The 25,143-nt window shown below is 40.0% G+C and carries 25 protein-coding genes and 2 tRNA genes; 19 read left to right on the top strand and 8 right to left on the bottom strand.

Annotation, left to right across the window (positions count from 1 at the left end):
• Positions 1–255: 255 nt before the first annotated feature.
• The 3 genes from HEMROJRC1_RS03325 to HEMROJRC1_RS03315 all read left to right on the top strand — a co-directional run bounded on the left by HEMROJRC1_RS03325 (position 256) and on the right by HEMROJRC1_RS03315 (position 3,931).
• The gene (locus HEMROJRC1_RS03325; protein WP_226691616.1) at positions 256–2,130 is read left to right on the top strand and encodes a PTS mannitol transporter subunit IICBA; all 1,875 of its coding nucleotides are present in this window, start codon (positions 256–258) and stop codon (positions 2,128–2,130) included.
• Positions 2,131–2,194: 64 nt separating this feature from the next.
• A complete protein-coding gene (locus HEMROJRC1_RS03320; protein WP_226691615.1) occupies positions 2,195–3,349 on the top strand; it encodes a mannitol-1-phosphate 5-dehydrogenase in 1,155 nt (384 codons plus the stop codon).
• Between the two features lie 69 nt (positions 3,350–3,418).
• Complete coding sequence (locus HEMROJRC1_RS03315; RefSeq protein ID WP_226691614.1) at positions 3,419–3,931, top strand: MltR family transcriptional regulator; 513 nt, start codon at positions 3,419–3,421, stop codon at positions 3,929–3,931.
• A 112-nt stretch (positions 3,932–4,043) separates the two neighbouring features.
• Here the strand turns inward: HEMROJRC1_RS03315 and mutM are convergent, their stop codons facing one another.
• From mutM to radC, 4 genes are all read right to left on the bottom strand, one after another.
• Entirely contained in the window at positions 4,044–4,859 is an 816-nt protein-coding gene (mutM, locus tag HEMROJRC1_RS03310) for a bifunctional DNA-formamidopyrimidine glycosylase/DNA-(apurinic or apyrimidinic site) lyase (protein WP_226691613.1), read from the bottom strand.
• Positions 4,860–4,984: 125 nt separating this feature from the next.
• A complete protein-coding gene (gene rpmG / locus HEMROJRC1_RS03305; protein WP_005613503.1) occupies positions 4,985–5,155 on the bottom strand; it encodes a 50S ribosomal protein L33 in 171 nt (56 codons plus the stop codon).
• Between the two features lie 11 nt (positions 5,156–5,166).
• A complete protein-coding gene (gene rpmB / locus HEMROJRC1_RS03300) occupies positions 5,167–5,403 on the bottom strand; it encodes a 50S ribosomal protein L28 (protein ID WP_011608297.1) in 237 nt (78 codons plus the stop codon).
• A gap of 211 nt (positions 5,404–5,614) precedes the next feature.
• Positions 5,615–6,259 carry a DNA repair protein RadC gene (gene radC / locus HEMROJRC1_RS03295; protein ID WP_374707300.1) on the bottom strand — a complete coding sequence of 215 codons (645 nt, stop codon included), beginning with the start codon at positions 6,257–6,259 and terminating at the stop codon, positions 5,615–5,617.
• Between the two features lie 206 nt (positions 6,260–6,465).
• On the opposite strand from radC, the gene coaBC reads away from it, so the two are divergent.
• From coaBC to crp, 5 genes are all read left to right on the top strand, one after another.
• Entirely contained in the window at positions 6,466–7,674 is a 1,209-nt protein-coding gene (gene coaBC / locus HEMROJRC1_RS03290) for a bifunctional phosphopantothenoylcysteine decarboxylase/phosphopantothenate--cysteine ligase CoaBC (protein WP_226691611.1), read from the top strand.
• A gap of 247 nt (positions 7,675–7,921) precedes the next feature.
• On the top strand, positions 7,922–8,377 hold the full coding sequence (dut, locus tag HEMROJRC1_RS03285; RefSeq protein ID WP_226691610.1) for a dUTP diphosphatase: 456 nt from the start codon (positions 7,922–7,924) through the stop codon (positions 8,375–8,377).
• Between the two features lie 3 nt (positions 8,378–8,380).
• Positions 8,381–9,037, top strand: a complete 657-nt coding sequence (slmA, locus tag HEMROJRC1_RS03280; RefSeq protein ID WP_226691609.1) for a nucleoid occlusion factor SlmA — start codon at positions 8,381–8,383, stop codon at positions 9,035–9,037.
• Positions 9,038–9,058: 21 nt separating this feature from the next.
• Complete coding sequence (locus HEMROJRC1_RS03275; protein ID WP_226691608.1) at positions 9,059–9,277, top strand: YheU family protein; 219 nt, start codon at positions 9,059–9,061, stop codon at positions 9,275–9,277.
• Positions 9,278–9,297: 20 nt separating this feature from the next.
• Entirely contained in the window at positions 9,298–9,966 is a 669-nt protein-coding gene (gene crp / locus HEMROJRC1_RS03270) for a cAMP-activated global transcriptional regulator CRP (RefSeq protein ID WP_226691607.1), read from the top strand.
• A gap of 501 nt (positions 9,967–10,467) precedes the next feature.
• On the opposite strand, the gene HEMROJRC1_RS03265 is transcribed toward crp, so the two are convergent.
• Positions 10,468–12,318: a TRAP transporter large permease subunit gene (locus tag HEMROJRC1_RS03265; protein WP_226691606.1), complete on the bottom strand. Its 1,851-nt coding sequence runs from the start codon at positions 12,316–12,318 to the stop codon at positions 10,468–10,470.
• Between the two features lie 89 nt (positions 12,319–12,407).
• Positions 12,408–13,397, bottom strand: coding sequence for a sialic acid TRAP transporter substrate-binding protein SiaP (locus HEMROJRC1_RS03260; protein ID WP_226692920.1), 990 nt, complete (start codon positions 13,395–13,397; stop codon positions 12,408–12,410).
• A gap of 293 nt (positions 13,398–13,690) precedes the next feature.
• Here HEMROJRC1_RS03260 and HEMROJRC1_RS03255 point away from each other — a divergent pair, with 293 nt between their 5' ends.
• The 7 genes from HEMROJRC1_RS03255 to HEMROJRC1_RS03225 all read left to right on the top strand — a co-directional run bounded on the left by HEMROJRC1_RS03255 (position 13,691) and on the right by HEMROJRC1_RS03225 (position 20,321).
• Positions 13,691–14,377 (top strand): N-acetylmannosamine-6-phosphate 2-epimerase, encoded by a 687-nt coding sequence (locus HEMROJRC1_RS03255; RefSeq protein WP_226691605.1) that lies wholly within the window; start codon positions 13,691–13,693, stop codon positions 14,375–14,377.
• 60 nt (positions 14,378–14,437) lie between these two features.
• A complete protein-coding gene (locus HEMROJRC1_RS03250; protein WP_226691604.1) occupies positions 14,438–15,316 on the top strand; it encodes an N-acetylmannosamine kinase in 879 nt (292 codons plus the stop codon).
• A 20-nt stretch (positions 15,317–15,336) separates the two neighbouring features.
• A complete protein-coding gene (locus HEMROJRC1_RS03245) occupies positions 15,337–16,203 on the top strand; it encodes a MurR/RpiR family transcriptional regulator (protein ID WP_226691603.1) in 867 nt (288 codons plus the stop codon).
• Positions 16,204–16,212: 9 nt separating this feature from the next.
• Positions 16,213–17,091 carry an N-acetylneuraminate lyase gene (gene nanA / locus HEMROJRC1_RS03240; protein ID WP_226691602.1) on the top strand — a complete coding sequence of 293 codons (879 nt, stop codon included), beginning with the start codon at positions 16,213–16,215 and terminating at the stop codon, positions 17,089–17,091.
• A 292-nt stretch (positions 17,092–17,383) separates the two neighbouring features.
• Positions 17,384–18,190 (top strand): glucosamine-6-phosphate deaminase, encoded by an 807-nt coding sequence (nagB, locus tag HEMROJRC1_RS03235; protein ID WP_226691601.1) that lies wholly within the window; start codon positions 17,384–17,386, stop codon positions 18,188–18,190.
• A gap of 57 nt (positions 18,191–18,247) precedes the next feature.
• The gene (nagA, locus tag HEMROJRC1_RS03230) at positions 18,248–19,393 is read left to right on the top strand and encodes an N-acetylglucosamine-6-phosphate deacetylase (protein WP_226691600.1); all 1,146 of its coding nucleotides are present in this window, start codon (positions 18,248–18,250) and stop codon (positions 19,391–19,393) included.
• Between the two features lie 169 nt (positions 19,394–19,562).
• Positions 19,563–20,321, top strand: coding sequence for a class I SAM-dependent methyltransferase (locus HEMROJRC1_RS03225; RefSeq protein ID WP_226691599.1), 759 nt, complete (start codon positions 19,563–19,565; stop codon positions 20,319–20,321).
• Positions 20,322–20,585: 264 nt separating this feature from the next.
• Here the strand turns inward: HEMROJRC1_RS03225 and HEMROJRC1_RS03220 are convergent, their stop codons facing one another.
• Positions 20,586–21,653: a porin gene (locus tag HEMROJRC1_RS03220; RefSeq protein WP_226691598.1), complete on the bottom strand. Its 1,068-nt coding sequence runs from the start codon at positions 21,651–21,653 to the stop codon at positions 20,586–20,588.
• A 227-nt stretch (positions 21,654–21,880) separates the two neighbouring features.
• Entirely contained in the window at positions 21,881–22,345 is a 465-nt protein-coding gene (gene rnhA / locus HEMROJRC1_RS03215) for a ribonuclease HI (RefSeq protein WP_226691597.1), read from the bottom strand.
• A gap of 60 nt (positions 22,346–22,405) precedes the next feature.
• Between rnhA and dnaQ the strand changes: the two genes are divergently transcribed.
• The 4 genes from dnaQ to der all read left to right on the top strand — a co-directional run bounded on the left by dnaQ (position 22,406) and on the right by der (position 25,122).
• On the top strand, positions 22,406–23,179 hold the full coding sequence (gene dnaQ, locus HEMROJRC1_RS03210; RefSeq protein WP_226691596.1) for a DNA polymerase III subunit epsilon: 774 nt from the start codon (positions 22,406–22,408) through the stop codon (positions 23,177–23,179).
• Positions 23,180–23,255: 76 nt separating this feature from the next.
• Positions 23,256–23,332, top strand: a tRNA-Asp gene (locus HEMROJRC1_RS03205).
• Positions 23,333–23,395: 63 nt separating this feature from the next.
• A tRNA-Asp gene (locus tag HEMROJRC1_RS03200) sits at positions 23,396–23,472 on the top strand.
• A gap of 129 nt (positions 23,473–23,601) precedes the next feature.
• Positions 23,602–25,122: a ribosome biogenesis GTPase Der gene (gene der, locus HEMROJRC1_RS03195; RefSeq protein WP_226691595.1), complete on the top strand. Its 1,521-nt coding sequence runs from the start codon at positions 23,602–23,604 to the stop codon at positions 25,120–25,122.
• The last annotated feature ends 21 nt before the right edge of the window (positions 25,123–25,143 follow it).

Below are 25,143 nucleotides of genomic sequence, written 5' to 3'. Positions count from 1 at the left end.
TAGGAGGGCTTTGTTTTTGCAGTAAGAAAACGTAATTGAATTAACTTATTTTAAGTTAGAGGGGATTAAATGTGATCTTTCTCACAAAAAACACCAACAAAAATAAATAATGTGATCTTTATCACATTTATTTAAATTATCCTTGTGAAAATTTTGTGATCAAGTTCACAAATTTGAACAAAATTATTTTTGCCTGAAAAATTCTTATGCTATGTTGAGCGCACTTTATACAATTTCCTTATTTGTGAGGTTTCTATGCTATCAGCAAGCGTGAAAGTGAAAATTCAAAGTTTTGGACGTTTTCTTTCCAATATGGTGATGCCGAATATCGGCGCATTTATTGCGTGGGGTTTTATTACCGCACTTTTTATCCCGACAGGTTGGTTGCCGAATGAAACTTTGGCAAAATTGGTCGGGCCGATGATTACTTATTTACTTCCGCTATTAATCGGTTATACCGGTGGTAAATTAGTGGGCGGAGATCGTGGTGCGGTGGTCGGTGCCATTACTACGGCCGGGGTAATTATCGGTACGGATATTCCAATGTTTCTAGGTGCAATGATTGCAGGCCCTACCGGTGGCTGGGCGATTAAACGTTTTGACAAGTGGGCGGACGGTAAAATCAAGAGTGGTTTTGAGATGTTGGTAAACAACTTCTCATCCGGCATTATCGGTATGATTTTAGCGATTTTATTTTTCTGGGTTGTCGGCCCGGTAGTGAAGTCGTTAACCGAATTATTAGCCGCCGGCGTAAAAGTGTTAGTGGATAATAATTTGCTTCCGTTGACATCTATTTTCGTAGAACCTGCAAAAATTCTTTTTTTAAACAATGCGATTAACCACGGCATCTTTTCACCGCTTGGTATTCAACAATCGCAAGAATTCGGTCAGTCTATTTTCTTTTTAATTGAAGCCAATCCCGGTCCGGGGCTCGGTATTTTGCTTGCTTATATTTTCTTTGGAAAAGGCTCGGCAAAACAAACCGCAGGCGGTGCGGCAGTGATTCATTTCTTAGGCGGAATCCACGAAATTTATTTCCCTTATGTGTTAATGAACCCTCGTTTACTCATTGCGGTAATTGCCGGTGGAATGGCAGGTGTATTCACTTTAACGTTATTTAGTGCAGGTTTAGTTGCACCTGCTTCTCCGGGTTCAATTATCGCTGTGTTGATGATGACGCCGAAAGCTTCTGTTGTCGGGGTAGTGGCTTCAGTAATTGTTGCTTGTGCGGTTTCATTTGTATTAGCCTCTTTCTTCTTAAAAATTCAAAAAGAAGAATCAAGCAATCTTGAAGAAATGCAAGCAGCCTCAAAAGCGATGAAAACAGGCAATTTAAATCAAACCCAAGTGATTGACTATAAAGGGCTAAGCAAAATTTATGTGTCTTGTGATGCCGGTATGGGTTCGAGTGCGATGGGTGCAAGTATGTTGCGTAAAAAAGTGAATGATGCCGGTTTGGCGTTAGAAGTTACCAATGTGGCGATTAATGATTTACCTGATGATGCACGTCTTGTGATTACCCATCAAGATTTAACTCTACGTGCGAAAAAACAGGCACCGAATGCAATGCATTTATCTTTAAGTAACTTCTTGGATAATAAATTCTACGATAGCCTTGTTCAAGATTTAAAAGAACAGCTAAACGTACAGGCGGTTACTGAAAAAAACGAAGAAGATGTAGTGGAAGTAAATGGGGCGAAATTTACCTTAAAACCGGAACAAATCTTCTTAGGATTAAGTGCCGATAACAAAGATGAAGCCATTCGTTTTGCCGGTGAGCAATTGGTGAAAGCAGGTTTTGTTGAACCTAGTTACGTAGATGCAATGTTCGAGCGTGAAAAATTAGTTTCAACTTATCTTGGTGAAGGGGTTGCAGTGCCGCATGGTACGATCGAGGCGAAAGATTCGGTATTAAAAACCGGTATTGTCGTGTGTCAGTATCCGTCCGGTGTACGCTTTAATGATGAGGAAGACGGCATCGCAAAACTGGTTGTGGGGATTGCCGCGAAAAATAATGAGCATATTCAGGTGGTTTCTGCAATTACGAATGCGCTGGATAGCGAGGAAGCCATTGAAATCTTAACGTCAACAAATGATGTGGAAAAAGTACTCGCATTACTTAAAGCATAAAGTGCGGTAAATTTTAGCGGCGTTTTTGCGCCGCTATCCTTTTTAATCAACTTGGGGTAGTAATATGAAAGCATTACATTTTGGGGCTGGAAATATCGGCCGCGGTTTTATTGGTAAATTATTGGCTGATAGTGATATACACGTAACTTTTGCCGATGTGAATGAACACGTAATTAATTTGTTAAAGCAGAATCAAGCCTATAACGTAAAAATCGTGGGTGAAAATTTAAATACCATTGAACGGGTAACGAATGTGGGCGGTGTCTATTCAAAAGATGAAACCGCAGTTATTGCATTATTTAATGAGGTTGATCTCATTACCACTGCAGTCGGACCGAATGTACTAAAAATTATTGCAAGTACCATTGCGAAAGGTTTAGAAGCCCGTTTGAATACGGGGAATGAGAAACCGTTAAATATTATTGCCTGTGAAAATATGGTGCGCGGTACAACTTTCTTGAAAGAGCAGGTATTTGCGCATTTAAGCCCGGAAATGCAGGCGAAAGTAGAGAAAGTGGTCGGTTTTGTTGATTCTGCGGTGGATCGTATTGTGCCGCCGGTGCAAGCGGACGAATCGGACCCATTACTTGTTACGGTTGAAGAGTTTAGTGAATGGATTGTAGATGAAACGCAATTTAAGGGAGAAATTCCAGCGATTAACGGTATGGAAAAAACCGATAACTTAATGGCATTTGTTGAGCGTAAATTATTCACATTAAACACCGGTCATGCCGCTACTTCGTATCTCGGTAAATTAAAAGGTTATCGCTTTGTAAAAGAAAGTATCGAAGATATGGAAATTAAAGCTGAAGTTAAAGCAACGATGGAAGAAAGCGGTGCGGTATTGATTAAGCGTTATGGTTTTGAACCGCAAGCTCATCGTGCGTATATCGAAAAAATATTGAAACGTTTTGCCAATCCGTTCTTGGTTGATGATGTTGACCGTGTAGGTCGTGAACCGCTGCGTAAATTAAGTTTTAATGATCGCTTGGTTAAACCGTTACGCGGCACGCTAGAATATCAACTTGATAATACGCACTTGGTTCATACCATTGCAGCCGCATTATCTTATCGTAACGAACAAGATCCGCAAGCTTTGGAACTAGTACGAACTCTTAATGAAAAAGGCGTGCATGAAACCATTCGCCAGTACACCGAATTACAAGATGAAACGGTAATTGAACGTATCGCACAGGCTTACGAAAGCATTCCTCATTAGTGATTATGGGCGAATTAATTTTCGCCCTTTTTCATTGCAAAGTGCGGTCAAAAATAAAAGGATTTAGTAGTGCCATCAGAACATATTTATGAAAAACTTAACGAAGCAAGCTCCGTTCGAGGTTTTATTATTGCCTCCGTAACAATTTTTGATGAAATGGTGGACGGTTTGATTAACCGCGTTTTTCGTAAAACGGATTTTGCCGTTAAATCCGTGGTTGATTCTTTATTTGAAACCAGCGGACCGCTTTCTGATCTTTCTATTCGGTTAAAAGTGTTATTTGGTCTAGGCTTGTTTGAGCGTTCTGTTTTTGAAGATATTCTCCATTTTATTGATTTAAAAGAGCGGCTAAATAATGATGAAAAAGAATACGGCTTTTCTGATGAAGTGATTATCGATTTTGCGCAAAGATTAAGTTTTGTGGAAGAAAAATACCTATTGGATTTTCCCCCTGATACGGCTTCGCCGGATTCACTGCTTTTTCAAATGAAACAGCAACGTAAAGAAAAATTACTGCGTTCTTGTTTAACCCTTACCGTTACCGAGATTTGCGACAAATTGCAAATCGAAAGCCCGCTTTAATTAAATTTCCATATTATTAATTGGTGGCGTAAACGGCAGGGAGCGGATACCTTATGCCCTAATGAATCTCTTGTTTGCGGGCATAATTTTTAAAATAGAAGGAAAACGGTTTTTATTTTTTCTTTTGGCAATGGGGACAGAAATAGCTGTTACGTTGACCAATTACTAAACTTTCGATTTTTGTACCGCACTTTGGACAAGGTTTATCTTTGTTACTATACACTAACAGTTCTTGCGCAAAATATCCCGGACGACCATCAGGTTGTAAAAAGTCTTTAAGGGTTGTTCCACCTTGCTCAATCGCTTTAGTCAGTACGGTTTTAATAGTGTCAACGATTAACCCGCATTGTTTTCGGGTAAGATTGCCCGCTGATTTGAGTGGGTGTAAACCGCATAAGAATAAGCTTTCATTGGCGTAAATATTTCCTACGCCGACAACAACGGCATTGTCCATCAGAAAGGTTTTAAGTGCGGTTGTTTTTTTACGAGATTTTTTAAATAGATATTCCGCATTAAATTCGTCAGAAAGGGGTTCAGGCCCGAGTTTTAAGAATAAGTGAAATTCATCAAGATCTTCCGTCCATAGCCAAGCACCAAAACGGCGGGGATCATTATAGCGTAATAATTTTCCATTGTTGATGACGATATCAAGATGATCGTGCTTATCAATCGGGCTATCATGCGGCACGATTCGTACAGAACCGGACATTCCTAAATGACCGACGATATAGCCTTTTTCCGTGTGAATAATTAGGTATTTCGCGCGACGGCCGAGGGCTAAAATTTTTACGTTCTTTAGTTCTACCAATTCGGGTGAAACCGCCCAACGTAATTTAGGTTGGCGCACGGTAATTTTTTCAATCGTAAAACCATCGAGATAGGGGCTTACACCGCGCAAGGCGGTTTCAACTTCAGGAAGTTCAGGCATTTAGATACTCTTGATTTAATTTCGAGAGGAATTTCGTTTTCTGTAAAAAGAATGGTTTCAGAGGAAATTTCCTCACTCTAAGATAGAAAAAAACCCGAGCAACGTCGGGCTTTTTACCTACAAAATTATTTGATTTTTGCTTCTTTATAGATAACGTGTTTACGCACTACCGGATCAAATTTTTTGATTTCCATTTTTTCAGGCATATTACGTTTGTTTTTATCGGTTGTGTAGAAGTGACCGGTCTCTGCAGTAGAAACTAAACGGATTTTCTCACGAGCGCCTTTAGCTGCCATATTTTAGCTCCTTAGATTTTTTCGCCACGAGCACGGATCTCAGCTAACACTGCATCAATGCCTTTTTTATCGATGATACGCATACCTTTCGCAGTTAAACGTAAGGTTACGAAACGTTTTTCACTTTCAACCCAGAAACGGTGAGTGTGAAGGTTTGGAAGAAAACGACGACGTGTCGCATTCATTGCGTGTGAGCGATTGTTACCCACCGCAGGACGCTTGCCTGTTACTTGACAAACTCTAGACATAATAATCTCCAATAACTAAATATAAGCTCGAGCTTACGGTTCGGATTGTTTAAACCTGTTTAAAACAGGTTTGCTCCCTCGTCAGGTCGCGCTAATCCGACCCGCTTACTATATTAAAGGTCGCAGATTATACTGACTTTATTTTCATTTCTCAAGTATAAATGCGATTTTCCAACAGCTTAGCGGTGAAAAATGATCGGAACTAATAAAGTTAAAGCAAACGGTTTTCGACAAAGGAATAGCAATCGCCTTTACCTACGATAAAATGATCGAGAATTCGAATCTCCATTAATTCTGCCGAATCACAAATTTTTTGCGTGATAATTTTATCTGCATAGCTGGGTTCGGCAATGCCTGAAGGGTGATTATGTACCAAAATAAGTGCCGCTGCATTGCAATAAAGGGCTGCTTTGATGATTTCACGAGGATATACGCTGGAAACATTAATTGTACCTAAAAATAGTCGTTCTTTTTTAATAAGACGATGTTGACTATCTAAGAAAAGCACCATAAAAATTTCACGTTCTTCGTGTTGTAATTCCGTACGCAGGTAGAGTTTAACAATTTCAGGTTCATCGAAAATTTGAGCGTTAAATATCTCTTGCTTAAGATAGCGTTTAGTCATTTCAGTGGTCGCTTGCAGTTGAATAAATTGCGTAATGCCTAGCCCTTTCACCGCACAAAATGTTTTTTTATCAGCGGAAAGTAATGCTCGGAACGAACCGAAGTGTTCAAGCACCAGTTTGGAAAGTTGCATAACGGGGCAACCTTTTATACCCGTGCGTAAAAAAATCGCTAAGAGTTCGTGATCCGAAAGTGTATTAACGCCATATTTTAATAGTTTTTCGCGTGGCATAAGTTCGCTTGATTCCATTGATTTTCCTTTATGTGAGACAAAATGCCTTAAATTTTGACCGCACTTTCTCAATAACGCTAAGGCGGCATATAAAATCTGGGAAGCAGATCGTAAAAATAAAATTTTTTATTCTGATAAATTGAAGTAAAATGCAACGAATTGTGGTTAAGCACTAACAAACTTAAATATTCTTGAACGGAGAGGAAATGGAATTAGCCGGAAAACGTGTGCTGGTCGGGATTACAGGTGGTATTGCAGCTTATAAAACCATTGAATTTATTCGCTTATTACGTAAGGCGGAGGCTGAGGCTGAGGTTCGTGTCGTGTTAACCTCTGCAGCGGCAGAGTTTGTGACTCCCCTGACTTTGCAAGCCATTTCCGGTAATGCCGTGGCGCAATCTTTACTTGATCCGCAAGCGGAGCTTGCCATGGGACATATTGAATTGGCGAAATGGGCGGATGTCATTGTGATTGCGCCGGCAAGTGCCGATTTTATTGCCCGTTTTACGGTAGGAATGGCGAATGATTTGCTTTCGACGATTTGTTTGGCAACAAATGCGCCGATTTTTCTTGCTCCCGCAATGAATCAACAAATGTTCCGTCAGCCCATAACTCAGCAAAATTTAACCGCACTTGAGGGACGTGGCGTGCAATTTATCGGACCAAATAGCGGCTTTCAGGCTTGTGGTGATGTGGGTACTGGGCGAATGTCCGAACCTATGGAAATTTTGACCGCTCTTTCCGATTTCTTTGCTCAAAACCAAGATTTACAAGATTTAAATGTAGTCATTACTGCCGGACCAACACGTGAGCCGCTCGATCCGGTGCGTTATATTTCTAATCACAGCTCCGGAAAAATGGGCTTTGCTATTGCAGAGGCTTTTGCTAAACGTGGTGCAAATGTAACTTTGATTAGTGGGCCGGTCAATTTAACGACACCGAAAAACGTCAATCGTATTGATGTGATTTCTGCACAAGAAATGTGGCAAGTCGCCCTTGAAAGTGCGCTCAAAAATCAGATTTTTATTGGTTGTGCGGCTGTGGCTGATTATCGTGTTGCAGAAGTCGCCACGCAAAAGATTAAAAAATCAGGTGATGAGATGACGATAAGGCTCATTAAGAATCCGGACATTGTCGCGGACGTGGGGCATTTGTCCGAATCTCGCCCATTCACCGTCGGGTTTGCTGCCGAAACACAAAATGTAGCGGATTATGCGAAAGATAAATTGCAACGTAAAAAATTGGATATGATTTGTGCGAACGATGTATCCGGTGGGCAAGTATTTAATGCGGATGAAAATGCCTTACAACTTTTTTGGCAAGGTGGCGGTAAAACCCTTTCTTTAAAATCAAAAGCTGATTTAGCCGCTGATTTGGTGAACGAAATCGTTCTACAATATCAAAAAAACTTATAATTTTGACCGCACTTTGAGATAAACGCAGGATTATGTAACTTGCCCAAATCACCGTAGGGTACTGTTAGGCGAAGCCGTAACGCACCATAAAGGGTTTTACGATGAAATAAATGGTGCGTTACGCAAAGCTTAACGCACCCTACACCCAATAAATATTGGATATAAAATTCTCTTTGTGCAACTACTACATAATGTTGAAAAAACGTATAATTTTGACCGCACTTTGATATCGAACTAGAGGAAGTAAATGAAAAAAATTGATGTGAAAATTTTAGACCAACGCATCGGCAAGGAATTTCCTTTGCCGACTTATGCGACTGAAGGATCGGCAGGGCTTGATTTACGGGCATTGATTGATGAAAGCTTGGAAATTCAACCGGGTGAAACGAAATTGATTCCGACGGGGCTATCTATTTATATTGCCGATCCTAATTTGGCGGCGGTGATTTTACCTCGTTCGGGGTTAGGGCATAAACACGGCATCGTGTTAGGTAATTTAGTGGGGTTGATTGACTCTGATTATCAAGGTCCTTTAATGGTGTCTGTATGGAATCGTGGTTCTGAACCGTTCAAAGTAGAAATCGGTGATCGTATTGCGCAGCTTGTATTTGTGCCGATTGTACAGGCGGAGTTCAATATTGTTAGCGAATTTACGGAAACCGAACGTGGTGAAGGTGGTTTTGGACATTCGGGTAAGAAATAATTTATGGTAGAAGAGCAATTATCATTAGACGGTGTAGATGAAATTAAGCCGGAAGTGAAAGTGTCAAAAATTGAAAAGCGTACGATAAAAGAACGCCGTCAGCAGGTGTTGACCGTGTTGACGCATATGCTACATTCTGAACGGGGAATGGAGCGGATGACGACTGCGCGTTTAGCGCAAGAAGTCGGCGTATCGGAAGCGGCGCTTTATCGTTACTTTCCTAGTAAAACCAAAATGTTTGAAGCCTTGATTGAGAACATTGAAAGTAATTTACTAAGCCGAATTAATACCTCTATTCGTAACGAAACCAATACAATGCATCGTGTGCATGATATCTTACAGATGATTTTGGATTTTGCCCGTAAAAATCCGGGATTGACACGAATTTTAACCGGTCACGCGTTAATGTTTGAAGATCCGCAATTACAAGCGCGTGTTGCTCAATTCTTCGATCGCCTTGAAATGCAATTCGTCAATATTTTACAAATGAGAAAATTGCGTGAGGGAAAAGGTTTTTCTGTTGATGTGCGCATTATTGCCTCTCATCTGGTTACCTTATGTGAAGGACAATTTATGCGCTATGTTCGTACGAATTTTCGCACGACTTCAAACCAGTCTTTTGAACAGCAATGGCGGTTTATTGAGCCGTTATTCGCTTGATTGACTTTCCGAGGGAAATATATGATTATTCCGTGGCAGGATTTAGATCCCACAACGCTTGATAATATTATTGAAAGTATCATATTGCGTGAAGGAACGGATTACGGTGTTGAAGAAATTCCTCTCGCACGAAAAAAAGAGCAGTTGTTAGCGCGCGTTCGTAATGGAGATGCGGTGATTGTTTGGTCAGAGTTGCATGAATCCATTGATATAAAAGATAAAATGGAATTTTTAAAGTAAGGAATTGATAAGGAGTCGATATGTCAGATTATGTCGATATTGATATGGAGCTGAATCAGGAAGAAAAAGCTCCGGCAAGAGATCCGGCGCTGGATTGGTTTTTAACACACTGCCATATTCATAAATATCCGGCAAAATCAACCTTAATTCATGCAGGCGAAGATGCGACAACACTTTATTATGTGATTAAAGGTAGCGTGATGGTGTCGGCAAAAGATGATGAAGGCAAAGAGATGATTTTAACTTATCTCGGTGCCGGAGAATTTTTTGGTGAGGCAGGATTGTTTGATGAGGGATCAAAACGCTCGGCTTGGGTAAAAACCAAAACACCTTGTGAAATCGCTGAAATTTCCTATAAAAAATATCGTCAGCTTATCCAACTCAACCCTGAAATTTTAATGTTTCTCACCGCACAATTGGCGCGCCGTGTACAAAATACATCACGTCAAGTGAGCAATCTGGCATTTTTGGATGTGGCAGGACGAATTGCGCAAACCCTGATAAATTTGGCAAAACAACCGGAAGCAATGACTCACCCTGATGGTATGCAAATTAAAATTACACGCCAAGAAATCGGGCAAATGGTAGGGTGTTCCCGTGAGACGGTAGGACGCATTATTAAAATGTTAGAAGACCAAAATTTGATTCACGCCCATGGAAAAACCATTGTCGTTTACGGTATAAGATAATCGATGAGTAAAAATCCACCTTCTATGAAGGTGGATTTTTACTATATAGAAAGTGTACAAACTAAAGTTACACTTTGTGCAACCGTTATGTAATATCGTTCTCGGTAGGAAAATTTACTCCGCAGTCAATGTTTATCGTCATAATTTAATGTTTTAACCGATGTTAGTGATTTTCTACTACATTTCCCTACAGATTAACAATATTATGTAACTATTGCATAAAACAGAGTAGGGTGCGTTAGCCAAAGGCGTAACGCACCGTTAACCCCCCAATTTGGTGCGTTATGGCAAGCCTAACGCACCCTACACATGAATTAAAAACAGCTTTTTTTCAAGTGATGCCATAATACCGCAATATTAATAAACTTTATCTAAGCAAAGGTTGTTGTTTGCTATTCATAAAACGGCATTGAATAGAGTAAATATTGAATGATGTTTTCTTTTTTCTAATTTCTAAAGAGAGGGGAACAAAGTGCGGTCAAAAATGACCGCACTTTTATGTTATGGAATCAATAGATTCGGTATGAACGTAACAATTTGCGGGAAGATAGTCATTATTACCAGCGTGGCAAAAATCGGAATAAGGAACGGTAATACCCCTTTTGTTACCGTAGAAACGGACATATTCCCCACCCGTGCCACAACAAAGAGAGCCATACCCATCGGTGGTGTTAGAATACCGATCATCATATTTAACGTTGTCATTACGCCGAAGAATATGAGGTCAATATTAAATTGCATTGCAATAGGAATAAGCATCGGAAGTACTAAGAATTGCAATGCTAATGCGTCAATAAACATACCGAGGAAGAGTAAGAGTGCGTTAATCATCACTAATACCATCAAAGGTGAATCCGCCACGGCAACGAATACATCGGCAATGCGCATTGCCACTTGTTCACGAGCGATCATATCGCCGAAGAAGGTTACCGTCATAATCATCAATGCAACAACACCGGTAATCGCCATAGCTTCCACACAGCTATTAAAAAGCATTTTCAAGGTCAATTCTTTATAGACGAATTTACCGATAATAACGGAGTAAGTCGCTGCCACTACCGCAGATTCAGTCGGACTGAATAAGCCGGAGAAGATACCACCGATAATTAATAATGGTGTTAAAATCGCCCAAAACGCTTTTTTGAAGGAGGTACAAAGTTGTTCGCGAGAGGCTTTAGGCGTTCTCGGGTAACCACGTTTTTTAGAGATGTAATAATTCATTGCCATTAATGCAATTGTTACTAATACACCCGGTATGAATCCTGCAATAAAAAGTTTTGCGATGGATTCATTGGCAATCACACCGTAAATAATCATTGCAATACTTGGCGGAACCAATGGACCGATAATACAAGAAGCTGCAGTAATACCACCGCAAATGTCATCATCATAGCCTGCATCACGCATTGCTTTGATCTCAAGTTGACCTAAACCGCCGGCATCTGCGAGTGCGGAGCCTGACATGCCTGAGAATAATAAACTTGCACCGATATTCACGTGTCCCATACCGCCGGTATAGTGTCCTAATAGGGCTTTGGCAAAATTAAAGATTCGTTCGGTAATCCCCCCTGTGTTCATTAAAATACCGGTTAAAATATAAAACGGCACGGCGAGAAGCGGAAAACTATCAAGGCTATAAACTAATTTTTCTGTTGCCGCATTCACGACATTCCAACGTGTCATTGAGAAATAGAGTAACGTTGTGATGAATAATGACCAACCCACCGGTACGCCAAGAAACATAATGACAAGCCAGACAAGTAATGCGACATAAACGGCGTTAGAACCTAATTTTACGTAATTTGTTATGCGTAATACTTTAAACCAGTCAGGCGCAAAGAATAAAATCGCTAATAAAATAACCGCACTTACAATAAAAAAGATAGCAGGCAAATAGCTTTTGTTTTCTTTAAAATTTTGCGCTTGGGCTTGGAAGAATCGGGTCATCATCAAAATGGAAATAATCGGCAGAGAGGCAAAGATCCATTTTTCTGAAATACCGCCTAAAGCATCAATTGGAAAGTTTGCGCCCATAAAGGTGCGAATACCAAAATGAATAAAGAAGAAAATACCGGCAAAAATGACAAGTTGCACGAAGGTATTGGCGATTTTTTTGATTTTATCGGGCATTAAATTCGTTAAGAAATCAATATAAACATGTTCTTGTTTCCGAATAGCGACGCTAATGCCGAGCATACCTACATAAACAAAGAGGAGTTTCGCCAATTCCTCACTCCAAATTAAAGGGGAGTTAAATGCTTGACGGAATAAAATTTGTGCCACAAGAATGCCAAAGATGACAAGAAATAATACGCCACCAATCCATTCTTCAAGTTTGTTAAAGATTTTCATACTTCACTCCATAAAAAGGGAGACGAAACAAAGAGAAGGTTAAAGGTTAAGTGTTAAGTGTGCCGAGGAGCCGGCACACTCAAAATGGATTATTTACCGAGTGCTTCAATTTCTTTTAAAGCGGTCTCGCCTTTCGTTCCCGTTTGTTTCACAAATTCTGCATAGAACGGTTTCATTGCTTCTTTAAATGGCGTAAGGTCAGGATGGGTGATGGTTACACCTTGTTTTTCAAAGAAAGCCACTAATTCTTTTTCCCCTTCTACGAATAATTTAGTGTGGTAGTTTGCTGCGTTTTCAGCTGCCTCTTTCACCACTTTTTGTAGATCTTCCGGTAAATCCTGATAGGTTTCATTGCTCACCAAATAAAGTTGATCGTTTAAGATATGGTTTGTCATGGCTAAGAATTTTTGCACTTCATAGAATTTTTGTGCTTGCACTGTGGCTAACGGGTTTTCTTGACCATCAACAGAATTGGTTTGAAGAGCAAGATAGACTTCAGAGAACGCCATTGGAGTTGGCGATGCGCCGACATATTTTGCATAAGCCAAGTTTGTCGCCGCATTCGGCACGCGAAGTTTTAATCCTTTCATATCGGCAATGCTGTTAATGGCTCGATTTGATGTGGTTTGGCGAGTGCCGTTATAGGCTTGAGAAAGTAATGTAACACCTAAATCTTTATCCATTTTTTGAATTAAATCTTTACCGAACGAGGTTTCATGTAAGGCTTTTTGCGCTATATTGTAGTCGCTGATTACATAAGGAAGAGCGAATACGGCGGCTTCAGGATAGAACAGCTGGAAACGTGCGGATTCAGCAAAAGTGAAATCAAGCGCCCCGTCTTTTAATTGTTTTAACATCGCACGGTCATCACCTAATTGTGAGCTAGGGTAGAGTGACACTTCAATTTTGCCGCCTGATTTTTCTTTTACTTCTTTAGCGAACATTTCTGCCGCTTTATATTCATTAGATGAAGTTCCGGCATTCATTCCGAATTTTAAATCATAATCTGCAGCCAAAACAGCGGAAGACATACCAAAAGTCATTGCCGTTGCAAGAAAAAGTTTGGTGAATTTCATAATGTTGCTCCTATTGAAATCTATCAAATTGATAGTGCTATTGTGAGAATGATTTTTGGCAGTATTTCAACCAAAATGATTTATTCGTTTCTCATTCTAAGAGTAAAAAAAGTTTTTTTAAATAGATTTTGGAGTTTTATTTCAAAAATGAGATATAGATCACATTTACAAAAATATACTTCAAAAAATATTTTAATATGGAGTGATTTTTCTATATAATATCGGTCGTATAACAAGGGAGACTTTAGCAATTTTGGCTAAAGGCATACGTCATAAATGAAAAATGAGATATTTATATGCTAAAACTTACACATGAACAAGTTTTTCAACATATTCAAAACGGCTTAATTGCTTCTTGCCAACCTGTAGATGATGGCCCAATGGATAAACCCGAAATTGTTGCTGCGATGGCGCAGGCTTCTGTCATCGGCGGAGCTGCCGGTATTCGTATTGAAGGTGTTGATAATTTAAAGACGACACGTCCGGTGGTGAATGTACCCATTATCGGTATCGTGAAGCGGGATTTGCCGGATAGTCCGATTCGTATTACGCCTTTTCTATCTGATATTGAAGATCTTGCAAAAGCAGGGGCGGATATTATCGCCGTTGATGGGACGAACCGCCTACGCCCGATTGATTTGGAAAGTGCGGTCAAAAAAATCCATGAATTAGGTTGTTTGGCTATGGCGGATTGTTCCAATTTAGAGGAAGGTTTACATTGCCAAAAATTAGGCTTTGATATTATCGGTAGCACGATGTCAGGCTATACGGGTAATGCAGTGCCGGAAGAACCGGATTATCAATTAGTGAAAGATCTTAAAGCCGCAGGCTGCCGTGTGATGGCAGAGGGGCGTTATAATACGCCGGAACTCGCTAAAATCGCCATCGAAATCGGTGCGGATTTTGTTACGGTAGGATCCGCTTTAACCCGTCTTGAACATATTGTGGGTTGGTTTGCAAATGCAGTGAAATCTGCGAAATAAAGCGGTCAAATAATATTGGTATATTTTATTGAACCGGACCTCAATAATTAAGGATTTATTATGCGCTGTTTAGCTCTGGATATTGGCGGTACTAAAATTGCGGCGGCAATCGTTAAAAATGGTGAGATAACTTCACGCCAACAAATTGCGACACCGCAAGATAATGCTGCAAAAGCACTACATCAAGCCATTGAACGATTATTAATAGATTATGCCGGTCGATTTGATTATGTCGCCGTTGCCTCAACGGGAATTATTAATCAGGGAATTTTGACCGCACTTAATCCGAAAAACCTCGGTGGTTTAGCCGAGTTTCCACTAAAAGAAAGTATTGCACGCCACACGGATAAACCTATCGGTTTACTCAATGATGTACAGGCGGCAGCCTATGCAGAATATCAGTTACAGAATCAACCTCAACTTGCTAATTTTGCTTTTATCACCGTTTCGACCGGTGTTGGCGGCGGATTAATTTTAGATCATCAATTACTCACTAAACCGAATGGCATTGCAGGTCATATCGGGCATACTGTAGCGGATCCAAACGGGCCTCTATGCGGTTGTGGTCGCCGTGGTTGTGTTGAAGCGATTGCGGCAGGACGGGCGATTGAAGCAGCTACTTTAAGCTGGGAAAGCCCTTGCTCCCCAAAAGAAGTATTTGAACTTTTCAGAAAAAATGATGAAAAAGCGACCGCACTTGTAAAACGTTCCGCTTATGCCATTGCGAATTTGGTGGCGGATTTGAAAATCGGTTTGGATATGCAAAAAGTGGTAATCGGTGGCAGCGTGGGACTAGCTGAAGGTTATTTACCCTTGGTTAAGCATTTTCTCAATGAAATGCCACAAGTTTATCATTGTGAATTAACTGCAGCCCAATTAGGACCGGATGCCGGATTGATTGGTGCAGCCTATTGGGTTAACGATGTTTTACTTAAATAATTCGGTTTTAGGAGTTTGCTATGGTTAAGAGTGGCAATATTTTGAATACGATTAGCTCATTATATGAGAGTTTAACGAAAACCGAGAAAAAAATAGCAGATACGATTTTAATGTCGCCGGATCTTGTAGTGCAATGCCCGCTTTCTGAAATTGCCGCTCATTTAAATGTAGGCGAAGCGACTTTTGTACGTTTTTGTCGTTCTATCGGTTTTAAAGGGTTTAGTGATTTCAAGTTAGAGCTCTCAATTGAGTTGGCGACCAAAGATAATCTTGATAATCCGTTATTGGAAACGGATATTGATCAAGCGGATAGCTCGTATCATATTGCACAAAAGTTACAAAATGCGATTTCCAATGTTGTAAGTGAAAGTATTAATTTATTAGATTTTAAACAACTGGAAGAAAGTGTGAAAGCGATACGTCAAGCAAATCGAATCTTTTTGTTTGGCGTGGGATCGTCCGGTATCACTGCAGAAGAAGCAAAAAATAAATTAATGCGAATCGGTTTCCAAGTGGATGCCACCGGTAATAATCATTTTATGTATATGCAGGCGGCATTATTAAAACCCAATGATGTTGCGATTGGTATTAGTCATTCCGGTTGTTCGCAAGAAACGGCCCACGCCTTAAAAATCGCCAAACAAAACGGTGCAACCACAGTGGCTATCACACACAGCTTACGTTCACCTGTTACGGAATCCGCCGATTTTGTATTAGTGAATGGTAATAAACAAGGCAAATTGCAGGGGGATTCTATCGGTACCAAGATCGCCCAGCTTTTTGTATTAGATTTGATTTACGCTTTGTTAGTACAAAGTGAACAAGATAGAGCGGTGCAAACCAAGCAAAAAACGCTCAATGTAATTCTAGAGCAACGTATAAAATAGGAGAAAATTATGCGTGATTTAAAAGGTATTTTCAGTGCGTTATTAGTGTCATTTAACGAAGATGGCTCGATTAATGAAAAAGGTTTACGCCAGATTATTCGCCACAATATCGATAAAATGAAAGTCGATGGTTTGTATGTGGGCGGTTCTACCGGCGAAAATTTTATGCTTTCGACTGAAGAGAAAAAACAAATTTTCCGCATTGCGAAAGATGAAGCGAAAGATCAGGTTGCGCTTATCGCACAAGTGGGAAGTGTAAACCTACACGAAGCGGTTGAATTGGGTAAATATGCTACCGAATTAGGCTATGACAGCTTATCTGCCGTTACTCCATTCTACTATAAATTCAGTTTCCCTGAGATTAAACATTATTACGAGACTATTATTGCCGAAACCGGTAATAATATGATCGTCTATTCCATTCCGTTTTTAACCGGTGTGAATATGGGGATCGAACAATTCGGCGAACTTTATAAAAATCCAAAAGTGCTTGGCGTGAAATTTACAGCAGGGGACTTTTATTTGTTAGAACGTTTGAAAAAAGCCTATCCGGAACACCTAATTTGGGCAGGTTTTGATGAAATGATGTTACCGGCTGCCTCTTTAGGTGTGGATGGCGCGATTGGCTCAACTTTTAATGTAAACGGTGTGCGCGCACGTCAAATCTTTGAATTGGCAAAAGCCGGTAAAATAAAAGAAGCATTGGAAATTCAACACGTTACTAATGACTTAATTGAAGGTATTTTAGCAAACGGCTTATATTTAACCATCAAAGAATTGCTCAAATTAGAAGGCGTGGAAGCCGGTTACTGCCGTGAACCGATGACAGCAAAAGCAACGCCGGAACAACTCGCTAGAGCCAAAGCACTAAAAGAGAAATATTTATAGTAATACGGTATATCGATTGCACAAAGTGAAAGGTAGGGTGGTACACTTGTTGCCCACCCTACAGAACCTATATCACTAAATTCTTTTTGTGCAAGCGACATAATATCGAAATTAAATCGTTATTATGTAGCTGTTACACAAATCATTGTAGGGTACAGTTAGGCGAAGCCATAACGCACCAATATTGGATATAAAACTCTCTTCGTGCAACCGATACATAATACCGAATTAAATGGAAAAATGACCGCACTTTCGTTCTCTAAAAGTGCGGTTAGAATAAAGGAAATTTATTATGCGTCTAATCCCCCTACAAAATGATCAACAAGTGAGCCGCTGGGCTGCACGCCATATTGTGGATCGTATTAATCATTTTAAACCAACGGCGGAACGTCCGTTTGTTCTTGGATTACCAACAGGCGGTACACCGTTAAAAACTTATCAAGAATTAATCGCACTTTATCAAGCAGGCGAAGTGAGTTTTAAAAATGTGGTGACATTTAATATGGATGAATATGTTGGTTTGCCGAAAGAACATCCGGAAAGTTATCACAGTTTTATGTATAACAATTTCTTTAACTATGTTGATATTCAGCCGGAAAATATCAATATTCTGAACGGTAACACCGATAATCACGATGAAGAATGTCGTCGTTATGAAGAAAAAATAAAATCTTACGGAAAAATTAATCTCTTTATGGGCGGCGTGGGTAATGACGGGCATATCGCTTTTAATGAGCCTGCTTCCTCATTGAATTCTCGTACCCGCATTAAAACCTTAACGCAAGATACATTACTCGCCAATTCGCGTTTTTTTGATAATGATATAAATAAAGTGCCGAAATATGCATTAACCATCGGAGTTGCCACACTGCTTGATGCGGAAGAAGTGATGATTCTTGCAACCGGGCATCAAAAAGCCCTTGCCGTGCAAGCGGCGGTGGAAGGTTCGGTAAATCATATGTGGACAGTCAGCGCATTACAACTTCATCGCCATTTCATTTTAGTTTGTGATGAATCTGCACAACAAGAGTTGAAAGTCAAAACAGTCAAATACTTCACCGAATTGGAACAACGCGCAATTCATAGCGTGTTATCATAAATCGCCAACGCCGCACGAAAGTGCGGTCGTTTTTTTGATTATTTTTAGGGAAATAAGATGAGATACGCATTAACGAACTGTGTTATTTACACAAAATACGAAGTATTACGGGATTTTGCCGTTATTATCAACGGTGAAATGATTGAAGCGGTCATACCGCAAAATGAAGTAGAAAAAGATCTTAAAATCATTGATTTACAGGGCAATAACCTTACGGCAGGCTTTATTGATCTACAACTTAACGGCTGTGGTGGCGTGATGTTTAACGATCAAACTACCGTAGAAACGTTAGAAATAATGCAAGCCACCAACTTAAAATCCGGCTGCACCAGTTTCTTACCGACTTTTATCACGGCACAGGATGAAGGCATTAAAAGTGCGGTCAAAATTATGCGTGAATATTTAACCAAGCATAAAAATCAAGCACTCGGCTTACACATTGAAGGTCCTTATATTAGCGTAGAGAAAAAAGGCGTACACCGTCCGGAATATATTCGTGAAATCTCACCTGAAATGAAAGATTTTCTCTGCGAAAACGGCGATGTCATTACCAAAATAACCATCGCAGCAGAAAACCCAACTACACAATATATCCCTGATTTTGTGAAAAACGGAATTATCGTATCTATTGGGCACTCTAATGCCACCTATGATGTGGCAAAAGCAGCCTTCCGCAAAGGTGCGACTTTTGCAACGCATTTACATAATGCAATGTCACCAATTAGTTCAGGGAGGGCTATGGGCGTGGTCGGTGCGGTGCTGGATTCGGATGTTTACACCGGTATTATCGTGGATGGCATACATGTTGATTATGGCAATGTTCGCATTGATAAGAAAATCAAAGGTGATAAATTGTGTATCGTAACGGATTCTATCGCCGCAGCAGGGGCAGGTCCTGAGTTAGAAACATTTACTTTTGAAGGAAAAACGATTTACGTGAAAGAAGGGCGTTGTTACGATACAAACGGAACAATAGCCGGAGCCTCTATCACAATGATGGAATCAATTAAAAATGCAGTCGAATTTGTTGAAATTCCTCTTGCTGAAGCTATTCGAATGAGTAATCTTTATCCTGCTCGTGCCATTGGAGTTGATGATCGTTTGGGCTCGGTAGAAAAAGGGAAAATCGCCAATTTAGCGGTGTTCACACCGGATTATCAAGTAATTGGTACTGTAGTAAACGGGGAATGGAAATTGAATTGAGGTACGACTTATTTGAGGGATTGATTTTCTAAAATCCCCTTCTTTTAATAACCATTAATTCTGTTCTAAAAAAGCTTGTGCAGTAAATAACTGTACAGGCTTTTTATCATTTTAATAAAAAGCGTTTTCATCTATAATATAAAACCTAGTAATTAAGTAGGAGATTAAGATGGCAAAGGAAGAAGTCGGACATAATTTTTTAGCACGTTTAGGTAAAACCCGCTTGCGTCCCGGTGGTAAGAAAGCAACGGATTGGTTGATTGCAAGTGGTGATTTCAACAAAGATAAAAAAGTACTGGAAGTCGCGTGCAATATGGGAACGACAGCGATTGGTTTAGCAAAGCGGTTCGGTTGTCATATTGAAGGTGTGGATCTTGATGAAGAAGCATTGGAAAAAGCAAGAGTAAACATTGAAGCAAAGGGGATGCAAGATAAAATTCATGTGCAACGTGCGAATGCAATGAAACTCCCTTTTGATGAGGGAACCTTTGATATCGTTATCAACGAAGCAATGCTCACGATGTTGCCCATAGAAGCGAAGAAAAAGGCAATTACTGAATATTTACGTGTATTAAAACCGGGCGGTTTTTTACTTACTCATGATGTGATGCTGGTTGGTACAGAAAATCATCAAACGATCCTTGAAGATATGCGTAAAGCCATTAATGTAGCGGTAACACCATTAACGAAAGAGGGTTGGAAAGAGATTTTTCAAGAATGCGGTTTTCGCAATATAGAAACTTTTTCGGGAGAAATGACGCTTCTTTCACCGCGGGGGATGATTTATGATGAAGGTGTATTTGGCACGTTGAAAATTATTAAAAATGCGATGAAGCCGGAGAATCGTGAGCAATTTAAGCGTATGTTTAAAATCTTTAATGATCCACAACGTAAATTGCATTTTATTGCGGTATGTAGTCAAAAATAACATTATTATGGAGCAATCGTATAAAGAGAATTTTATCTCTAATATTTAATTTGAATAGGGTATGTTGAGCTTTGCGTAACGCACCATTTCATCATTAAACTTTGTTAATTGGTCGCCTAACGGCATCCTACGATGATTTATGTAACTGCTACATAATACCGAAAAATAATTGAAAAATAACCGCACTTTTAAAATGAATATTTAAAAATGAACAAAGGCGAATCGGAAGATTCGCCTTTTCTGGAGTTGTTTCTAATTTAATAATTAGAAGTAAACACGCATACCTACACCGATGGCTTTGTCATCTGTTTTACCGCTATAGGTGTAACCGTTACCATTATCTGAGTAATCTTTAGTCCGTAAATATTTACCTTCTAAGAATACAACAACTTGTTTATGAAGTTTGTAGTCAGCACCAAGTAAGAAACCATGTGTTTTTGATTTGCTTACATCTTCAGTTTTAACACGTTCATAGAGGTAGTTACCGTATACTTTAGATGCAGGAATAACTTGGTATTCAAAACCTGGAGATACATAGAATTTATTGGTTTTTTCGTCCCCGTCTTTTTCATGAGCATAACCAAAATCACCAATTAATTTAAAATCACCAAATGCATAACTTGCTGAAACTAGGTAGCCATCTTTACGGTGCTTAGTATTGGCTGTGCCAGTCTCGTAGTTAGTATGTCCATATGCAAAACGTACATCATACGCATCTTGAGCATAGAGTGCACCTACTCCGTAAGAATTTTTGATGCGTGCATCAGCATCTAAATTATGTCCTTTCTCATCGTGACGCTGACCGAAGTTATAGTTTGCGCTTACTTGTAAGCCTTCCACACCACGGTAGTCATAACGAATTACACCGGTACCGGAAGTTGGGATGTAGTCACCTTTTGGAATGATACCATATTCATAATCATTAGTTTGGCTTAAGTCATCCGCAACGGTTAGTTGACGACCGAAAGTGATATCACCGGTCGCTTTGCTACCTAAGCCTACATAAGCACGTTTAGCATAAAGGCTACCAAATTTGTCGCGAGACTCGGTATCGTCGAAACGGAACTCTAAACGACCTAACGCATAGAAATCATTATCCAAGTTATGCTTCACCGTTACACCAAAACGTGAACCCGCATTACGTAATGCTGAATTTGATTTTTTTGTTGAATTACCTGCTGCATCAGTTTCTTTACTGTTAGCTTTTTCCAAAATTACACGAAGAGAACCGTTTAATTCAACTTTAGTCCCTTCGTTCTCATAAATTACTGCTGCGTTTGCTGCTGAAGCGGCAAATGCACCTACGATTAATGCTGCTAGTGTTTTTTTCATAATTGTTATTCCTTACTGGTGTGTTAACGACCAAGACTGAACTTTTCATTATCGAAAATGTCAACCGCCTAGAATAGGCGACCGGATCGTTGCAAAAAGCTATTTTTCTGTCAATAGAAAACGGTTAGCATTTTTCAAAAATTAGATCAAGATCACATTTTTCAATCAAATTAGTATGTTTTTTGTACAGTTATTGTTTATAAAAAATAGGAAAAAATCAACCGCACTTAATTTAGTAGATAACCTTCGTCCTCAAAAGTTGGGTTTTCAGCCCCTTTCTTGGCTAATTCATCACAGATTTCATTCTCGCGGTGTCCGGCATGCCCTTTTACCCATTTCCATTCAATTTTATGAGGCTGAATCGCCTTATCCAATGCGATCCATAAGTCTTGATTTTTCACCGGTTTGCCGGTGCTGGATTTCCAATTATTTTTCTTCCAATTAAAAATCCATTTTGTGATGCCGTTTTTCATGTATTGGCTATCGCTGGAAAGGCTGATTATGCAAGGTTCTTTTAGACTTTCAAGTGCTTCAATTACGGCTCGGAGTTCCATTCTATTATTTGTTGTGTTGAAATAACCTTTGGAAATTTGTTTTTCATGCTGTTTGTAACGTAGCAGAATGCCAATACCGCCCGCTCCCGGGTTGCCGAGGCAAGAGCCATCTGTGAAAATTTCAATCTGTTTTTGCATAATAAACTATCTGTTGTGTAAAATGAGCCACATTGTAATGAAAAGAGGTAGGCTGAACAAATGATTAATCCGAATCGTCAAATCGTGCTGGATACCGAAACCACAGGTATGAACCAGCTTGGCGCTCATTATGAAGGGCATGGCATTATTGAAATCGGTGCGGTGGAATTAGTGAACCGCCGCTATACGGGAAATAATTTTCACATTTATATTAATCCGAATCGAGCGGTAGATCCTGATGCGATTAAAGTCCATGGGATTACGGATGAAATGTTGGCGGATAAACCGGAATTTAAGGCGATAGCGCAAGAATTTATTGATTATATTAAAGGGGCGGAGCTTTTAATTCATAACGCTCCCTTCGATGTGGGATTTATGGATTATGAGTTTCGCAAACTCGGATTAGATGTTAAGACGGCGGATATTTGCGTAGTAACGGATACTTTGCAAATGGCACGCCAAGCTTATCCCGGTAAGCGTAATAGTTTGGATGCGCTTTGTGATCGTTTAGGTATTGATAACAGTAAGCGAACGTTGCACGGTGCGTTACTGGATGCGGAAATTTTGGCAGACGTTTATCTTTCGATGACGGGTGGACAAACCAGTCTATTCGGTGAGGAAGAAGAGGAAAATAATCTGTCAGTTGTGATGGCAACACAAGAAAATCATTCCGAATTTAAACAAAGTGCGGTTATTTTTTCCAATAATTTAAACATCATTCAGCCCAGTGAGGAAGAAACGCAAGCGCATTTGGAATTATTGAAAATGATTAATAAAAAAAGTGATGGAAAATGTTTGTGGGATTTACGCACAAATGATGAAACCGCACATTAAATAAACAGCCGTTCAAGAAATCGAAAAAAAAGATTGACGAGATAACGGCTGATCATTATGATACGCACCACTTAGCGGAGTGGTAGTTCAGCTGGTTAGAATACCTGCCTGTCACGCAGGGGGTCGCGGGTTCGAGTCCCGTCCATTCCGCCAATCTTTAGTAGATTCCTCCTTGTTTGTGTTTTTTGCGAAAGCAATAACCAAAATATAAAGTGCGGAGTGGTAGTTCAGCTGGTTAGAATACCTGCCTGTCACGCAGGGGGTCGCGGGTTCGAGTCCCGTCCATTCCGCCAATTCTTTCAAGAATAAAAATAGCGCCTAAAAGGTGCTTTTTTTATATCCGCTATTTTCAAATCGTTTTTTTGCCAATAGGCTAACTTCCGTTATAATGACGCCAATTTTGATAAGATAAGAGATTTTTTATGGCAACTCCTGTTGTAGCCCTCGTGGGGCGCCCAAATGTGGGAAAATCCACATTATTTAATCGTTTAACTCGAACCCGTGATGCTTTAGTGGCAGATTTTCCCGGATTAACGCGCGATCGCAAATATGGTCAGGCGCATATCGCAGGATATGAGTTTATTGTTATTGATACCGGTGGTATTGACGGCACGGAAGAAGGCGTGGAGGAAAAAATGGCGGAGCAATCTTTGCTTGCCATTGAAGAAGCCGATATTGTGCTTTTCCTTGTTGATGCCCGTGCGGGTTTAACCTCGGCGGATATTGGCATTGCAAATTATTTACGTCAACGTCAGAACAAAACTACCGTAGTGGTGGCGAATAAAACAGACGGTATTGATGCGGACTCTCACTGTGCCGAATTTTATCAATTGGGTTTAGGGGAGATAGCACAAATCGCCGCTTCACAAGGCAGAGGTGTAACCCAATTAATGGAATACGTGTTGGCACCATTCGCAGAACAATTGGAAAAGGAAAACACCGAAGAAATCGACCGCACTTCCGATGAAGAACAAGATGAATGGGAACAAGAATTTGATTTTGATTCGGAAGAAGACTCGGCATTGCTCGATGAAGCACTTGAAGATGAAAACCAAGAAGAGCAAGATAAAAATATCAAAATTGCCATTGTCGGTCGCCCGAATGTAGGAAAATCAACATTAACAAATCGTATTTTAGGCGAAGATCGTGTGGTGGTTTACGATATGCCGGGAACGACGCGTGATAGTATTTACATTCCGATGGAGCGCGATGGTCAACATTATACTTTGATTGACACGGCCGGTGTGCGTAAGCGTGGAAAAGTACACCTTGCGGTGGAAAAATTTTCGGTGATCAAAACCTTGCAGGCGATTCAAGATGCGAATGTGGTATTGCTCACCATTGATGCGCGGGAAAATATTTCAGACCAAGATTTATCTTTACTCGGCTTTATTTTAAATGCGGGACGTTCTCTTGTTATCGTGGTGAATAAATGGGATGGGCTTGATCAAGATGTGAAAGATCGTGTGAAATCGGAGCTTGATCGCCGTTTGGATTTTATTGATTTTGCTCGTGTGCATTTTATTTCCGCTTTACACGGCAGCGGTGTGGGGAATTTATTTGATTCCATTAAAGAGGCTTATGCCTGTGCTACGCAAAAAATGACAACATCCATACTTACCCGTATCCTGCAAATGGCAACGGATGAACATCAACCGCCGATGATAGGTGGTCGCCGTATTAAATTAAAATACGCCCATCCGGGCGGTTATAATCCGCCTATTATTGTGGTGCACGGTAACCAAATGGAAAAATTGCCGGATTCCTATAAACGTTATTTGTCCAACTATTATCGTAAGAGTTTAAAAATTATCGGTTCACCGATTCGTTTGATTTTCCAAGAAGGAGCAAATCCATTTGCCGGACGCAAAAACAAACTTACACCAAATCAGCTGCGTAAACGTAAACGTTTGATGAAGTTTATTAAGAAAGCAAAACGATAAATTTTAAAAGATAAAAGTGCT

Origin of the sequence: Rodentibacter sp. JRC1 (genome assembly GCF_020521555.1) — a bacterium.
GTDB lineage: Bacteria > Pseudomonadota > Gammaproteobacteria > Enterobacterales > Pasteurellaceae > Rodentibacter > Rodentibacter abscessus.
Note: the sequence above shows the minus strand (reverse complement) of the source record. Positions and strands in the feature narration are given on the sequence as shown.

Excerpts from the sequence above, each read along its gene's own strand:
- HEMROJRC1_RS03325 (WP_226691616.1), top strand. The coding sequence starts at position 256 with ATGCTATCAGCAAGCGTGAAAGTGAAAATTCAAAGTTTTGGACGTTTT.
- HEMROJRC1_RS03320 (WP_226691615.1), top strand. The coding sequence starts at position 2,195 with ATGAAAGCATTACATTTTGGGGCTGGAAATATCGGCCGCGGTTTTATT.
- mutM (WP_226691613.1), bottom strand. The coding sequence starts at position 4,859 with ATGCCTGAACTTCCTGAAGTTGAAACCGCCTTGCGCGGTGTAAGCCCC.
- rpmG (WP_005613503.1), bottom strand. The coding sequence starts at position 5,155 with ATGGCAGCTAAAGGCGCTCGTGAGAAAATCCGTTTAGTTTCTACTGCA.
- rpmB (WP_011608297.1), bottom strand. The coding sequence starts at position 5,403 with ATGTCTAGAGTTTGTCAAGTAACAGGCAAGCGTCCTGCGGTGGGTAAC.
- radC (WP_374707300.1), bottom strand. The coding sequence starts at position 6,259 with ATGCCACGCGAAAAACTATTAAAATATGGCGTTAATACACTTTCGGAT.
- coaBC (WP_226691611.1), top strand. The coding sequence starts at position 6,466 with ATGGAATTAGCCGGAAAACGTGTGCTGGTCGGGATTACAGGTGGTATT.
- dut (WP_226691610.1), top strand. The coding sequence starts at position 7,922 with ATGAAAAAAATTGATGTGAAAATTTTAGACCAACGCATCGGCAAGGAA.
- slmA (WP_226691609.1), top strand. The coding sequence starts at position 8,381 with ATGGTAGAAGAGCAATTATCATTAGACGGTGTAGATGAAATTAAGCCG.
- HEMROJRC1_RS03275 (WP_226691608.1), top strand. The coding sequence starts at position 9,059 with ATGATTATTCCGTGGCAGGATTTAGATCCCACAACGCTTGATAATATT.
- crp (WP_226691607.1), top strand. The coding sequence starts at position 9,298 with ATGTCAGATTATGTCGATATTGATATGGAGCTGAATCAGGAAGAAAAA.
- HEMROJRC1_RS03265 (WP_226691606.1), bottom strand. The coding sequence starts at position 12,318 with ATGAAAATCTTTAACAAACTTGAAGAATGGATTGGTGGCGTATTATTT.
- HEMROJRC1_RS03255 (WP_226691605.1), top strand. The coding sequence starts at position 13,691 with ATGCTAAAACTTACACATGAACAAGTTTTTCAACATATTCAAAACGGC.
- HEMROJRC1_RS03250 (WP_226691604.1), top strand. The coding sequence starts at position 14,438 with ATGCGCTGTTTAGCTCTGGATATTGGCGGTACTAAAATTGCGGCGGCA.
- HEMROJRC1_RS03245 (WP_226691603.1), top strand. The coding sequence starts at position 15,337 with ATGGTTAAGAGTGGCAATATTTTGAATACGATTAGCTCATTATATGAG.
- nanA (WP_226691602.1), top strand. The coding sequence starts at position 16,213 with ATGCGTGATTTAAAAGGTATTTTCAGTGCGTTATTAGTGTCATTTAAC.
- nagB (WP_226691601.1), top strand. The coding sequence starts at position 17,384 with ATGCGTCTAATCCCCCTACAAAATGATCAACAAGTGAGCCGCTGGGCT.
- nagA (WP_226691600.1), top strand. The coding sequence starts at position 18,248 with ATGAGATACGCATTAACGAACTGTGTTATTTACACAAAATACGAAGTA.
- HEMROJRC1_RS03225 (WP_226691599.1), top strand. The coding sequence starts at position 19,563 with ATGGCAAAGGAAGAAGTCGGACATAATTTTTTAGCACGTTTAGGTAAA.
- HEMROJRC1_RS03220 (WP_226691598.1), bottom strand. The coding sequence starts at position 21,653 with ATGAAAAAAACACTAGCAGCATTAATCGTAGGTGCATTTGCCGCTTCA.
- rnhA (WP_226691597.1), bottom strand. The coding sequence starts at position 22,345 with ATGCAAAAACAGATTGAAATTTTCACAGATGGCTCTTGCCTCGGCAAC.
- dnaQ (WP_226691596.1), top strand. The coding sequence starts at position 22,406 with ATGATTAATCCGAATCGTCAAATCGTGCTGGATACCGAAACCACAGGT.
- der (WP_226691595.1), top strand. The coding sequence starts at position 23,602 with ATGGCAACTCCTGTTGTAGCCCTCGTGGGGCGCCCAAATGTGGGAAAA.